General features: G+C 59.4%; 12 protein-coding genes and 1 pseudogene. 2 read left to right on the forward strand and 11 right to left on the reverse strand.

Features of this window, described 5'->3' with window-relative positions:
• Positions 1-340: 340 nt before the first annotated feature.
• Together LC354_RS22535 and LC354_RS22540 are read right to left on the reverse strand one after the other, a co-directional pair.
• A pseudogene (locus LC354_RS22535) lies at positions 341-1,359 on the reverse strand (IS5 family transposase).
• Complete coding sequence (locus LC354_RS22540) at positions 1,337-1,900, reverse strand: M20/M25/M40 family metallo-hydrolase (protein ID WP_317849384.1); 564 nt, start codon at positions 1,898-1,900, stop codon at positions 1,337-1,339. The pseudogene LC354_RS22535 and the gene LC354_RS22540 overlap by 23 nt, the downstream one beginning before the upstream one ends.
• Between LC354_RS22540 and LC354_RS27945 the strand changes: the two genes are divergently transcribed.
• The gene (locus LC354_RS27945; protein ID WP_317849383.1) at positions 1,820-2,002 is read left to right on the forward strand and encodes a hypothetical protein; all 183 of its coding nucleotides are present in this window, start codon (positions 1,820-1,822) and stop codon (positions 2,000-2,002) included. The two genes, LC354_RS22540 and LC354_RS27945, sit on opposite strands and share 81 nt — an antisense overlap.
• 170 nt (positions 2,003-2,172) lie before the next feature.
• Here LC354_RS27945 and LC354_RS22545 read toward each other — a convergent pair whose 3' ends face one another.
• The 9 genes from LC354_RS22545 to LC354_RS22585 all read right to left on the reverse strand — a co-directional run bounded on the left by LC354_RS22545 (position 2,173) and on the right by LC354_RS22585 (position 11,935).
• Positions 2,173-3,204 carry a histone deacetylase family protein gene (locus LC354_RS22545; protein ID WP_223428101.1) on the reverse strand — a complete coding sequence of 344 codons (1,032 nt, stop codon included), beginning with the start codon at positions 3,202-3,204 and terminating at the stop codon, positions 2,173-2,175.
• Positions 3,205-3,225: 21 nt separating this feature from the next.
• Positions 3,226-4,203 carry a 2-hydroxyacid dehydrogenase gene (locus LC354_RS22550; RefSeq protein WP_223428102.1) on the reverse strand — a complete coding sequence of 326 codons (978 nt, stop codon included), beginning with the start codon at positions 4,201-4,203 and terminating at the stop codon, positions 3,226-3,228.
• Positions 4,200-5,837 carry an ABC transporter ATP-binding protein gene (locus tag LC354_RS22555; protein WP_223428103.1) on the reverse strand — a complete coding sequence of 546 codons (1,638 nt, stop codon included), beginning with the start codon at positions 5,835-5,837 and terminating at the stop codon, positions 4,200-4,202. The genes LC354_RS22550 and LC354_RS22555 overlap by 4 nt, the downstream gene beginning before the upstream one ends.
• Positions 5,834-6,673: an ABC transporter permease gene (locus LC354_RS22560; RefSeq protein ID WP_223428105.1), complete on the reverse strand. Its 840-nt coding sequence runs from the start codon at positions 6,671-6,673 to the stop codon at positions 5,834-5,836. The genes LC354_RS22555 and LC354_RS22560 overlap by 4 nt, the downstream gene beginning before the upstream one ends.
• On the reverse strand, positions 6,670-7,641 hold the full coding sequence (locus LC354_RS22565) for an ABC transporter permease (RefSeq protein ID WP_223428107.1): 972 nt from the start codon (positions 7,639-7,641) through the stop codon (positions 6,670-6,672). The genes LC354_RS22560 and LC354_RS22565 overlap by 4 nt, the downstream gene beginning before the upstream one ends.
• Positions 7,642-7,711: 70 nt before the next feature.
• Entirely contained in the window at positions 7,712-9,268 is a 1,557-nt protein-coding gene (locus LC354_RS22570) for an ABC transporter substrate-binding protein (protein ID WP_223428109.1), read from the reverse strand.
• Between the two features lie 41 nt (positions 9,269-9,309).
• Positions 9,310-10,074, reverse strand: a complete 765-nt coding sequence (locus LC354_RS22575; RefSeq protein ID WP_223428110.1) for a class II aldolase/adducin family protein — start codon at positions 10,072-10,074, stop codon at positions 9,310-9,312.
• Between the two features lie 191 nt (positions 10,075-10,265).
• Complete coding sequence (locus LC354_RS22580; RefSeq protein ID WP_223428112.1) at positions 10,266-11,210, reverse strand: LysR family transcriptional regulator; 945 nt, start codon at positions 11,208-11,210, stop codon at positions 10,266-10,268.
• Complete coding sequence (locus LC354_RS22585; RefSeq protein WP_223428114.1) at positions 11,207-11,935, reverse strand: GntR family transcriptional regulator; 729 nt, start codon at positions 11,933-11,935, stop codon at positions 11,207-11,209. Before LC354_RS22585 ends, LC354_RS22580 begins: the two co-directional genes overlap by 4 nt.
• 109 nt (positions 11,936-12,044) lie before the next feature.
• On the opposite strand from LC354_RS22585, the gene LC354_RS22590 reads away from it, so the two are divergent.
• Positions 12,045-13,418 carry an aspartate aminotransferase family protein gene (locus LC354_RS22590; RefSeq protein ID WP_223428115.1) on the forward strand — a complete coding sequence of 458 codons (1,374 nt, stop codon included), beginning with the start codon at positions 12,045-12,047 and terminating at the stop codon, positions 13,416-13,418.
• Positions 13,419-13,542: the final 124 nt, after the last annotated feature.

Below are 13,542 nucleotides of genomic sequence, written 5' to 3' on the forward strand. Positions count from 1 at the left end.
CTAAGAAACAGGACTACCGAATTCCGGCTGCGGCTTGATCGTTTAAACCGGAACAACCGCGTGTGAGACGTCTGGAGAGTTTTATGGAGTAAGAGATCGGCACTGAGAGGATGGGAAAACCCGGCTGCAACACCGAGCTTCGCGCTCGCGGCGTTGATTGGGACCCGACCCGCTCAATCCATACCGGCCGGCGGCGTATGAAAGCTGCAAAATGAGGCCTGACATATGACCGCACCGATCACACGCTCACTTTGCTCAAAAGAAACTTGCACGAAGGGGGTATCCACATATGTTGCATGGAGCGTGAAGATGTCGGAACGCGCCCTACCCGAGACGGATTTCAGGCGGTGCGTTCCAACTTGGGGCGGCCAAGTTCAGTCATCCGGTTAAGGATCCGGACGCCAATCTTGGCCTCTGTCTTCTGATTTTCGAAGCTGCGCGCCTTGAGCTTGTGTCCGATGACAGTCTTCGAACGGCCGATCTGCGTCTCAATTCGGCTGCGCTGATTGTAGCCAGATGACTTCTGCCATGCCATACGGCCATGGGCAGCTATGTCCGCAATATGTCGATCCCGAATGCTCGCATTTTGAGCCGTGTCAGGGCCCAAGATCGCGTTCTTGGGTGGTGGGATAGTGACCTCAATTAACGTGCCGAAGCGGTCAGTCAGACCCTTAACCGTTGGCTCGCCATCGTAGGCACCATCCGCAAGAAACTTCTCAATCGGGCCATCGATTTGATCAAGCAGGCCCGGCAGCGCTGTCGGATCGCCAATGTCATCCGTGGTCAAATCAGAGCAGACGATCTCTCCGCTCACAAGATCAAGGACAAGGTGCAGCTTGCGCCAGGCACGCCGGTTGCCCTTGGTTTTATGCTTTTCCTCAAGCCATTTATTACCCGGCAGGTGCATGCGCAGCATGCTGCCGAGAGGGCACCCTCGCCAAAGATCTTTAGCCCGGTGCTATCCACAACCAGTTGAATGGGTTTGACCCTCTTGGATGCAGTCTTGGCAGGCAAGCTCAACCCATTGCCTCTGCGTGACATGGTCGTGAAATGCGGCACCGTGATATCGACGCCCATCAGTTTGGAAATAGAGCGCATCAAGCCTTGCGTCTGTAGAAGCGGTTGCTTGAACACCATGCGCAGCGTCAGAGACATTTAAATCGCCAAATCAGAATACACAGGCTGGCCACCAGGCGTCGTGCGCGGTGGAGCCGACCACACCGCAAGCGCATCCTCACTGATCCAAACCGTAAGATCGCCGCGCCGCCGCAGGCATTCATCGTACTCGGCGCAGTTGGTCACACGACGCTTTTGCTTCGGGATTTTGGCGCGACGATCAGCGTTGAATTTGTGCGGCATTTACAGCATCCTCAAGAACCGCAGCGGCCAGCACCGCTGGAGTACCGACCGGGATATCGTAGATCTCGCACGTGCGCTGGCCCGTCTCATGCCTGACAAGCTGATTGCCGCAACTCTCAACCGGGCAGGCAAGGTGACCGGCCGCGGTCACGGATGGACGCAATCGCGGGTAGCCGCCTGTCACCACGCCAACATCGCGGGTCTCCGCATTGAGTATCGGCCCCTGTTTGATGTGCAATTCGAAATAGGCGTCGATCTCGCGGGGAACGCAAGGCACATGCCCCAGATATCCGATGCGGCGCAATTCATCACCAAACCTCAGCCCATAGTTATCCATCAGCCCGTGTACCCAGTCGGTTTTGTATGCTCCGACAAAACACCCTGACGCAGACATCGGTGGGGAAAAGCGCGCACCTTCCTCATTCGTCCAGTTCACAATTTCCAGCGGTCGGCGGGTCACATGCCCCAGATCATTCAAGGTTCGGATAACCTCAAGGGAGGCCAGAACGCCCGCGATCCCGTCAAAACGCCCCCGGTTGATCTGCGTGTCCAGATCGCTTCCAAACAGGACAGGTGGGAGGCTGGGGTCTGTACACTCGCGGCGGCCAAAGATGTTACCGCAGGCGTCAACTGTGACATCTAACCGAGCCTATTGGCACCAAGTCACGAAAAGGTCCCGCATCTCACGGTCTGTATCGGACAGTGCCAGCCGGGACAGACCGCCTGGGCGCCCCGGACCGATGCCCGACAAGGCATCAATCGTGGCGGTGAAACGGTTCAGATCGATTCGGGCGTCTGGAGGCAGGGCCGCATTCATTCCCGGATCGCATCCCGGAAAGTGGTCAGAAACGCCTCTGCGTTGTTTTTGAGCGAGGGGCCGAGGTAACCCCCTTCTTGGATCAGCACAGTGGGCAGGTTCATTGCGGCAATCCGGCGCGCCATATCGGCAAATCCACCAGCATTGACCTTCACTGCAGCCAGCGGGTCATCAGCGGCCATGTCAAAGCCCAGCGAGATCACCAGCGCCTGCGCGCCGAAATCCTTGATCGCGGCGATCCCCCGGTCCAGCGCTGCCATCACCTCCGGCTCACCATCGCCCATTTGTAGGACTTCATTTCGGGTCGTGCCAAGCCCCGCCCCCTCGCCGGTCTCGTCGGCGTAGCCCAGATAAAACGTCGGATAGACTGCCGGATCAGGGTGCAGCGAACAAAAGAACACATCCGCCCGGTCATAGAAAATATCCATCGACCCGTTGCCGGTATGCACATCCACATCCAGTAAGGCGATCTTGTCCCAACTGCCCCGCATATGATGCGCGGCGGCGCAGGCGTTGTTGTAAAAGCAAAACCCGTTCGAGCAGTCCTTCATGGCGTGATGGCCCGGCGGGCGGCTCAGCCCATAGGACGCTCGTGCACCGTCCATAACCTCCTGCGCCGCAGAAAGGGCCGTCTGGGCCGACCAATACGCCGCCTCATAGGTGTTTTCGGTCAGCGGGGTCGAGGTATCCGTCATCCACCAGCCCATGGCACCGTTGATGTCCTTGGGCACGCGACCGCGCCGGGTGCCGGGATGCCGCGTCGGAATGCCCAAAGCATCCTCGGGCGCCTCTGCTATGAACCGGCCATAGGCATCAGCAAAGAAATCCACATAGTCGGGATCATGCACTGCCTTGATCGGCCCGGTGCCAAAATCGGCCGGGGCCTCTACCGGAAATCCGTTTTCCAGCAGCATGTCGCGGATCAAGATCGCACGTTCCGGCTGTTCGGGGTGGGGCATCGGCGCGCCTCCACGATAGTAAACTTGTGGTTTGTGCCCCAATTGGCGCGGGTCGAAAAAGGCTTTCATCGTTGGGTCCTTTGTCGGGGGCTAATAGCCCGTTTTCCTGTCGACTGCTGTCGATGGGTGCTGTCCCGCCTGTATCTGCTCAAGCGAGTGTTCCAATGCATCAATGACGGCCGGGGCTGATGTGATGCTTGCTTCGTGCGGCGTGATAAAGACCATTGGATGCGACCAAAACGGATGGTCCGCGGGCAGCGGTTCCTGCCGGAAAACATCAAGCGAAGCACCTCCAATCTGGCCGGATGTCAGAGCCGCCAGCAGGTCCTCCTCGACGAGGTGGTTGCCCCGGCCCAACTGGATCAGCGCCGCACCCTTTGGCATCCGGGCAAAGAGCCCCGCGTCAAGAATCCCTTGAGTCGCATCAGTCAGCGGCAGAATGTTGATCAAAATATCGGCTCGCGCCGCCACAGCTTCGACCGATCCCGGCCCAGAGATGCAGGAAATTCGTCCTTCGTCCTGTCTTGGGGAACGCGCCGCCACCAAGACGGGAAACTCCATCGACGCGACGGTCTGCGCGATCGCCTGCCCCATCAAGCCGTAGCCAAGGATGCCGACCGTTACAGCAGACGGGGGGCGCAGGATCTTGACAGTCTGGCGGTCCCAGCGAGAGGCCTGCTGGGCGGCGATATAATTGCCCATCTGACGGTGATGCCAGACCACATGCCACGCGGCGAAGCCCGCCATGATGGCGGCCTGCTCTTTATCGTGGACGCGTGCCACGACGGCATGTTTTGGCAAGCTCCGATTTGACAGAACACCGTCCACACCGGCGGCGATAACCTGCACCAACCCGATATTAGGATAGGCGTCAAAAGCGTCCTCGGCTGGATTCCACGCAAGCGCAAAGCGGATACGGGCGGGATCGGGAACATCCTCGGGCCGGTAAAGGCGAATACCGTCGCGGGTCTCGGTTTCGGGACCGAAGATGTCGGGCAGATCCAGAGAGGCACTTAGATAGACGCCTTCGACCACATCATGCTGCGCCAGTTGAGCACGCGATGTCACAGGGCAGCCTCCTTTTGGGCGGCCAGTGCCTTTTCATGGGCCTTGCCGGGGATCGCATCAAGCAGCGACTGGGTATAAACGGTTTGCGGATCCCCAAGCACCTGCACCAAGGGTCCGAATTCGACCATCTCGCCGCGCTGCATGACGATGATGCGGTCACAAACCTGAGAGGCCACCCGCAGATCATGGGTAATAAAGATCATCGACAGGTTTAGCCGATCCTTGAGGTCAGCCAGCAAATCCAGCACCTGCGCCTGAATGGACACATCGAGGGCAGAGACGGCCTCGTCCGCTATGATGACCTCGGGCTCCAATGCCAGCGCGCGGGCGATGCCGACACGTTGCCGTTGCCCACCTGAGAATTCATGCGGGTAGCGCTCCATCGCCGAAGGATCGAGATCGACGAGCGTCAGCAACTCAGCTGCACGGGCCCGTGCCGAAGCCTTGTCGGATCCATAGGCGATTAGCCCGTCGGTCAGGATGGTGCCGATCCGCGCCCGCGGATTGAGAGACGAAAACGGGTCCTGAAACACCATCTGGATGCGACGCCGATGCGCGTGCAGCGCGCGCCCCTTGATGTGCGATATATCCTGCCCTCCAATTTTCACGACCCCTTTTTCCGGGGTCAGCAGACGCGCGAGGCAGCGGCCCAGCGTAGATTTCCCTGACCCACTTTCCCCGACGATGCCGATCGTTTCACCTTTCTGCAGGTCAAACGACACGTCTTTCACCGCCCTGACCACGCGCGGCTTGGCGAAAAAGCCGGAGGTGCGGGTACGGAACGTCATGCTCAGGTCCCGGACGCTCAGGATGGGTTTGCCTTCTGTTGCCGCGCGCGGGGTGCCGGTAAACGCCAGCCCGGGAATCGCGTCGAGCAGCGCGCGGGTATAGGGGTGCGTCGGCGTCAGCAGCACCGTATCCGCCACACCCGCCTCGACGACCTCCCCTGACTGCATGACGATCACGCGATCCGCGATGTCGGCCACCACGCCGAAATCATGGGTGATGAACAGCACAGCCATGCCGCGCTTGCGCCGCAGCTCCTCGATCAGGTCGAGGATCTGCGCCTGCGTGGTCACATCGAGCGCGGTCGTGGGTTCATCCGCGACGAGGATCTGCGGCTCGAGCGCCAGCGCCATGGCGATCACGACGCGCTGTCGCTGACCGCCGGAGAGTTGAAAGGGATAGGCGCGGATCGTCGTTTCAGGATCGGGCAGACCTACTTCTTGTAGCAACTCCAACGCACGGGCACGGCGCGTCCGCGGGGTCAGAAGGTCATGCGCTTCGAAGACTTCGGCAATCTGGTCGCCGATCCGCATGAGGGGGTTGAGTGCGCTGAGAGGTTCCTGAAAAATCATCGAAATCTCGCACCCGCGTAGTGAAAGCATCTCAGTCTCAGACAAATCCAGCAGGTTGCGCCCCCCGAACATGATCGTGCCGCCTGCGGAGCGCACCCCCTCGGGCAGCAGACCCATCAGTGCATTGGCGGACATGGATTTGCCCGACCCGCTTTCGCCCACGATGCAGAGTATCTCGCCCTTTTCGAGTGTAAAGGACACATCCTTGACCGCCAGCTCGCGGTCCGCCCCCTTGGGTAGCGCGATGGACAGGTCGTCGACGCTGAGCAGGGTCATGACTGCCGCCTGCGCAGCCGCGGGTTCAGCGCATCGTTCAGCCCCTCACCGATGAGGTTGAGCGCCAGCACCGTCAGCACGATGGCGATGCCGGGAATGAAGCTGAGCCACCACGCGGTGCGGAGGACAGTGCGCGCGGCCCCGATCATATAGCCCCAGGACATCACGTTGGGATCTCCCAGCCCCAGAAAGCTGAGCGAGCTTTCCAGCAGGATGGCGGTGGCCACCATCAGAGAGGCCAGCACGATGATCGGCGGCAGGGCGTTCGGCAACACCTGTTTCAGGATGATCGCGAGGTTGCTTTGTCCCGAAAGGGTCGCCGCCTCGACGAATTCGCGGTGACGCAGGGACAGTACCTCGCCCCGCACAAGGCGCGCGACGGGAGGCCAGCTGACGATGGCAATGGCAAGGATGACATATGCCAGCGACGGTTGAAAAATCGCCAGCAGAACGATGGCCAGCGCAAAACTGGGGATCGTCTGAAAGAACTCGGTAAAGCGCATCAACATATCATCGGCCAGCCCGCCGTAGTACCCGGCAAGCGCCCCGATGGGGATGCCGATGGCCAGCGCCACGACCGTGGACACCAGCCCCACCAACAGCGACACACGCGCCCCATGAAAGAGGCCGGACAGCACGTCGCGGCCAAGGGCATCTGTTCCAAGCGGCAGACCGTCCATGGTAAAGGGCGGCAGGAACGGACGCTGCACCATCGACCAAGGGCTGCGCGGAAAGAGGAACGGTGCCGCCACCGCGCACAGCAGCACGAGGGCCAGAATGACAAGGCCGATGACAGCGCCCCGGTTTTGGCGGTAGCGGAACCAGAACGCCTTCATGTCGCAATCCTGATGCGCGGATCGACGATCCCGTAGAGGATATCGGTGACAAGATTGAACAAAAGCACCATCGCAGCGGAGATAAAGAACACTCCGAGGATCACGTTATAATCCCGCTGGCTGATCGCTTCGAACATCAGCCGTCCGATGCCGGGCCAAGCAAAGACAGTCTCCGTCAGAACCGCGCCGCCAACGATCTGGCCGGCCTGCAGTCCTGCCAGCGTGATGACCGGCAGCAGCGCATTGCGCAGGACGTGCCGCCGCTGGATCACCGAATTGCGCAGACCCTTTGCGCGCGCGGTTTTGACAAAATCCAGCCGCGATACTTCGAGCATCGAGGCGCGAGTCATGCGCATGTAGATCGCCGTGAAGAAGAGTCCCAGCGTGCTGGCGGGCAGGATCAGATGCTTGCCTACGTCCAGTACGCGGTCGAGGCCCGTGTAATTCGCGCCGATGGTCTGATAGCCGAACCCGGGCAGCCAGCCCAGCACGACCGAAAACAACAGCGACGCCATCAGCGCCACCCAAAAGAGCGGGGTCGCGTAAAAGATCAGTGCCACAGCGGAAATCAGCGTGTCCCACCACGTGCCCTGCGCCTGTGCCGCCAGAACGCCCGCCGTGACGCCCAGCACGATAGAGATCACAAAGGCAGTGGCGGTCAGCAAAAGCGTCGCGGGCAACCTGTCCCAGATCAGTTCGGCCACCGGCATCTGCTGGCGGTAGGAATAGCCCAGATCAAGCTGCACCGCGCCTCTCATGTAGGTCCAGAGCTGCATAGCAAAGGGTTGATCCAGACCAAAGCGTTCCCGCAGATCCTGCAAGAATTTTTCGTCCGCCGCGCCTGCTTCGCCTGCCATGACCGCCGCCGGATCACCGGGGGCCGCATGGATCAGGACAAAGTTCAGCACGAGGATCGCCAGCAAGATGAAAACGGCTTTGACCAGCCGCGCCGCTATGAAGCCAAGCACAATGCAGTCCTGTGGTTAGGTCGTGAAAACCGCCGCGCCGAAAAACGGGCGCGGCGGCAAAGCGCAAGGATCAGTTCTGTACCAGCCACGCATCGCGCAGACCATCATTGACGCCGATGGCGGTGCTGACGGGATTTTTAAGGTCACAGCGGTAGATCGTCGGGAACTCAAGCTCCAGCATCCAGGCCACGGGCACGTCATCGACAATGATGTCCTGCGCCTTGGTGTAGAGCTCTTGTCGGGCTGCATCATCCGCCTGAATGGCCGCGTCAGCAAAGAGTGCATCAACCTCTTCGTTGACGTAGCCCGAGACGTTGTTCCACGGGCTACCCTGCGCGATGTTGGACGAAATATACGTCCGCGCGACGCCTAAGGCAGGATCCCCGTACTGATAGAGATAGGTGAAGGCCATGTCGAAGTCCCACGCGCCAACCTTTTGGTTCCAGCCCGCCACGTCTGTGGCTACCAGTTCCGAATTGATCCCGACCTCGGCAAGGTTCTGGCGTGTGGCCTCTGCCCACCGTTGCCATGTTTCGCCATAGGGCAAGGGAAGAATGCGCAGCGTTTCACCGTCATAACCTGAGGCCGCTAGATATTCCTTGGCCTTTTCAGGGTTGAACGAGATATCGGGCGTGTTCTCTTCGTGGAACCGCGTGACGGAACTGACCGGACCCTTGGCGACGGTGCCATTGCCATTCCACAGCGCATCGCGGGCGAACTCGCGATCCAGCGCGTGCATCACTGCCTTGCGCAGGTTCTTGTCGGTCATCGGCCCTTCGTGCATGTTCAGCCACATCCATGAATGAGGCCCAAAGAATTCCCAGCCAGCGTTGGTGGTACACACGTTGTCCATCGCGGTCAGACGCGGAATATCGAAGTTCTCGATCGATCCACCGGGCAGCAGATCGACCTGCCCCGTCTCGAACGCCACGGCGCGCGAGGCAGCATCAGGGATCACCTGATAATAGATCTCGTCCAGATGCGGCTTGCCCTCCAAGTAGTAGTCCTCGTTTTTCACGAGATGGATGTAGCTGCCACGCTCCCACTCCTGAAATTTGAAGGGGCCGGTGCCGATGGGTGTGTTGTTCGCCGGGTTGTTGGCGAAATCCGTCCCCTCGTAGATGTGTTTCGGGATCATCGGCATGGTGCCGACCTCGAATATCCCCAGAAACGGGCCGAACGGCTGATTCAGCGTAAAGACCACAGTCTTGTCGTCCGGCGCTTCGATGCTGGCCACGTGTACCAGTGAGGCGCGCAGACGGGCGTGAGTTTCGCGCAGAAAGACATCGACGGAAAACACAACATCCGCCGAGGTGAACGGCGCGCCATCATGCCAGACCACATCATCCTGCAGCGTAAAGGTGTAGGTCAGCCCGTCGTCCGACTTGCTCCACTCCTTGGCCAGCGACGGCATGGGGTTCAGATCGGTGTCATAGCGCAACAGGCTTTCGTAGATCTGACCCGCGACCATCTGCGTGGGCCCGTTCTGGATCAGGCCCAGCATCAGGCCCGGCGGTTCGGGCTGGATCACGGCGTTGAGCGTGCCACCTTGCACGGGTTCTTCGGCGGCGAGGGCGCTGGCCATGGCGATGACTGCCACGGTCGTAAGAAAGCGAAATGTCTTCATTTTGTATCTCCCTGGAGATGGTTGTTGGGATCACGCCCCGCTTATGATGCGAGGTCGGGGTAATGCTTGAGCGCGAGGCGCAGATAGGCCTCCCACTCGGGGTCGGGAACGTCGTAATTACCGCGGTTTCGTGTCAGATAATCGTATTGGCCGGCTGTATGTTCGGCCACATCATCAGGCACGCGGTTCAACTCGGCACCGGTGGACATCAGAGCCACTTGCGCCTTACAGGTCCGTTCGAGGTTGAACATCAGCGCGAATGCCTCGCCAACCGTGCCGCCACAGGTCAGCAGGCCATGGTTACGCAGGATCATCACCTTACGAACCCCCAGATCGGCGACCAGACGTTCGCGCTCTCTCAGGTCAAGTGCGATCCCTTCGTAGTCGTGAAAAGCCACGCGATTGTAGAACTGCATCGACCACTGGTTCAGGGGCAGGATGCCCTCGACCATCGACGCGATCGCGACACCCGCCACGGTATGCGTGTGCAGGACGCAACCAACTTCGGGCCGGGCGGCATGAACCGCGCTGTGGATCGTGAACCCCGCATCATTGATGCCCGCCCCGTAAGTATCACGGATGATCGTCCCATCCAGATCGACGGTAACGAGGTTGGACGCCGTCACCTCGTCAAAGCGCAGACCGAAGGGGTTGATGAGGAAACCATGTTCCGCCTCGGACGCCGGAGCGCGGGCGGAAATATGCGTAAAAATACTGTCATCGAGGCCGAAATACGCCACCAGCCGATAGGCGGCCGCTAGATGCAGACGTTCCGTGGCCACTGCGTTAATATCGTCGTGTTTCATGATCACCCAAATTTGACGTAAATCGCCTGTGGCGATCACCAATGCGCTGCGTTCAGCGGCGTAAGCCTGTGTTTTAAGAATACCGCGCGCTCATCCTAGGATGAGGTTAGCAATGAGTTGCGAAACCACAAAATAGTTTTTTACTATATCAGCCAATATATTTTGCGATGTTAAATTTCGAGTACCGCTCTTTAGCTGGATGCCGCGATGACTTCTTGGGCAACCTGTAAAAACGTGCCCTCTGCACCGCTCAGATGCCGGGCGGGATCTGAAATAAAGAACATATCCGCGTAGAGATGCGCCTTGGGCAAGTCGATCCGCCAAAGAGTTTCATCCTCGATCTCACGCGCGACGGCATGGACGGGCAGGACACCGATGCCCAGACCTGCTGTAATCATGCGGCAGACTTCGGTGAAATCTCCGCTGGTGCCCCCGATGGTGCGGCCCAGACCGGTGCTGTCGCGCAGGGCGATCATTGGTTCCGGCGCGCGCCCTTCCTTATCGCAGGAAAACGAGATGAAGGGCACGTTGCGCAGGTCATCCAGCGTGACATCCTGCCGCCCGAAAAGCGGATCTTCGGCACCGCAGAATATACCGTATTCGGCGCGTAGCAAAAGCTGGCAATCAAGTCGCGACAGGGGCCGGGTCATCAGACAGATGCCAAAGGGCACGGCCCCTGACACTACATTGTGCAAAATGGTCGGGCTGGACGCGATCTGGATGTCAATCACCACCGACGGGTGCCGCTGATGCACCAGCCGCAGGATTTCGTCCAGTATGTCACTGCGCACCCCGGTGACGATCTGGATCTGCACGGTGCCTACCAGATCGGAGTGCAGCGCCTTGAGCTTCTCTTCGGCGCGCAGGGCGGCCTCGAACATGCGCTGCACCTCTGCAAAAAGAACCTCGCCCGCTGCGGTCAGTTCGAAATCACGCTGTCCCCGCTGCACAAGTTGTTGCTGCAACCGCTTTTCCAGCCGCGCGAGCGCGCCACTGACCGAAGGCTGGCTCAGCCCTTGTTCACGGGCGGCCTTGGTAACACCCTTGGTGTTGACGATAAAATAGAAACTGCGCAACAGGCCCCAGTTGTCACACAGGGGGGTGCCATCGACCCCTTGCTTGAACGCCTTGTTCACAACGCTTCAGCCGGATCGCGCAGGCCGGTGCGCAGTGTCGTTATCTGGTCGAGCAACGCCGGTTTCGCCGAGAGGATATCCTTCTGAATGGCCAACCGGGCCCGGTCGGGGCTTTTGTCTTGCATGGCATCGATCACCTCATGATGTAGGGCGTTCAGACCGGGCGGCTGCATATCGTAATAGCAAGCCACAAGCGGCCCCATCTGCAGCCACAGACCTTTGAGGATTTTTTGCAGGGTCGGCATGTCTGCCACAGCGCTGAGCGACAGGTGGAATTCCTGATTGCCCGCGGTGGCCAACGCAAGGTTCTGCCGGTCAGCCGCCTTGTCGTTACGGTTCAGCAATTTCCGCAGATCACGCAGGTCTTGCGGTGTCGCCCGTTCCGCGGCCCGCTCAGCCGCGAGGCCCTCCAGATGGAGCCGGATTTGCAGGATTTCGAGATACATCGCCTGCGTCATCACCGGCACCCGCACGTCCTTGGGAGAGCGTTGTTCCAGCACCTTTTCCTGCGTCAACTGTTTGATCGCATCGCGGATTGGCGTGGTACTGACCCCCCACCTCTCGGACAGGCCACGGATGGTTAGCTTGTCGTTGGGGCGCATCTGCCCGGTCAGCAACGCCTTGGCGATACGCTCGTAGACCTGATCGCCTAGGTTGATCCGGCTCAAATCGTCAAGCGCTGATGACATGGTCAGGCGTCGCTCCACTTCAGACATTTGATGCATGATGCATCAAAAAATCTTGCCATACCGACCCAGGAAACGCTAGCACTTTACACAGCCGGAGGTGAATACCGCGGTTTAGCCCAATCGTCCTGACCGAAAGACTATACCCATGAACCTGAACCTGCGCCCCAACTCCGATGAAGCCCGCGATATCGCCTATCACTTTCACGGCTACACCAATGCCCGTGTCCACGAGGAAAACGGACCGCTGATCATCGACCGTGGCGACGGCGTTTATGTGTTTGACAACAATGGCAACCGCTACATGGAAGGGATGGCAGGGCTTTGGAGTGTTGGTGTCGGATTCAACGAAAAACGCCTGGCGGATGCTGCCCATGCGCAGATGCAAAAGCTGCCGTTTTATCATACATTTTCGCACCGCTCGCATGGGCCGGCCATTGATCTGGCGGAAAAGCTGATCGACATCGCCCCCTTCCCAATGAGCAAGGTGTTCTTTACAAACTCAGGCTCAGAAGCCAACGACACGATTCTGAAAATGGTCTGGTATCGGTCAAATGCGTTGGGAAAACCAAAAAAGAAGAAGGTCATTTCCCGTCTGCGCGGCTATCATGGGGTGACCATCGCGTCGGCGTCGATGACCGGCCTGCCGTATAATCACAAGTCGTTTGATCTGCCGATTGACGGGATTCTACACACCACCTGCCCGCACTACTGGCGCGAAGGGCGCGACGGCGAAAGCGAAGACGCCTTTGCCACCCGCTGCGCCGACGATCTGGATGCGATGATACAAGCCGAAGGGCCGGACACCGTCGCCGCCTTTATCGCGGAGCCGGTCATGGGCGCGGGCGGTGTCGTTGTGCCCCCCGCCACCTATTGGGAAAAGATACAGGCGGTTCTATCGAAATACGACATCCTTCTGATCGCAGATGAGGTCATCTGCGGGTTTGGCCGGACCGGGAAAATGTTCGGTTCAACCACCTATAGGATCAGGCCGGACGTTCTGACCATGTCGAAACAGATCACGTCGTCCTATTTTCCGTTCTCGGCCTTTATGGTCAACGACCGAGTTTATGAGCCAATCGCGGATGAAAGCAACCGGATCGGCGTTCTGGGCCACGGCTATACCGGCGGGGGGCATCCCGTAGGGGCCGCCGTAGCACTTGAAAACCTCAAAATTATCGAGGAACGCGATCTGGTGGGGAATGCCGCGGCGCGCGGTGCCGAACTTCAGGCCGGGCTGGCCGGATTTCTAGATCATCCGCTAGTGGGCGAAGCGCGCGGAGTTGGCCTGATCGGTGCCCTGGAACTGACCCCACCCCAAGGGATGGAGGAGCAATTTTCCCCCGGCAAGATCGGCGCACATATGAGCAAGACAATGCTCGCCAACGGGCTGGTATCGCGCAACATGATGGATGCGATGGCATTCTGTCCACCGATGATAATCACCTCGAAAGAGATGGCGGAAATGATGTCCATCATGGAGCGCAGTCTCGCGCAGGTGAGCAAAGAGCTGGGCGTCTAGCCGAGCCCCGGCAGTCTGGCAATGTGGTCGGTTCATGACCTTCAACGGCGTTGATGGTGTGGATACCCCCGCTCAGCGGCATCGCAATGTGCCAGAATGGTGAAGTATCACCAAGCAACGAGGA

It is taken from the genome of Tateyamaria pelophila (assembly GCF_019966495.1).
In the GTDB taxonomy this organism is placed as follows: Bacteria; Pseudomonadota; Alphaproteobacteria; order Rhodobacterales; family Rhodobacteraceae; genus Tateyamaria; species Tateyamaria pelophila.

Excerpts from the sequence above, each read along its gene's own strand:
- LC354_RS22560 (WP_223428105.1), bottom strand. The coding sequence starts at position 6,673 with ATGAAGGCGTTCTGGTTCCGCTACCGCCAAAACCGGGGCGCTGTCATC.
- LC354_RS22545 (WP_223428101.1), bottom strand. The coding sequence starts at position 3,204 with ATGAAAGCCTTTTTCGACCCGCGCCAATTGGGGCACAAACCACAAGTT.
- LC354_RS27945 (WP_317849383.1), top strand. The coding sequence starts at position 1,820 with ATGCCCCAGATCATTCAAGGTTCGGATAACCTCAAGGGAGGCCAGAAC.
- LC354_RS22590 (WP_223428115.1), top strand. The coding sequence starts at position 12,045 with ATGAACCTGAACCTGCGCCCCAACTCCGATGAAGCCCGCGATATCGCC.
- LC354_RS22570 (WP_223428109.1), bottom strand. The coding sequence starts at position 9,268 with ATGAAGACATTTCGCTTTCTTACGACCGTGGCAGTCATCGCCATGGCC.
- LC354_RS22585 (WP_223428114.1), bottom strand. The coding sequence starts at position 11,935 with ATGCATCAAATGTCTGAAGTGGAGCGACGCCTGACCATGTCATCAGCG.
- LC354_RS22575 (WP_223428110.1), bottom strand. The coding sequence starts at position 10,074 with ATGAAACACGACGATATTAACGCAGTGGCCACGGAACGTCTGCATCTA.
- LC354_RS22555 (WP_223428103.1), bottom strand. The coding sequence starts at position 5,837 with ATGACCCTGCTCAGCGTCGACGACCTGTCCATCGCGCTACCCAAGGGG.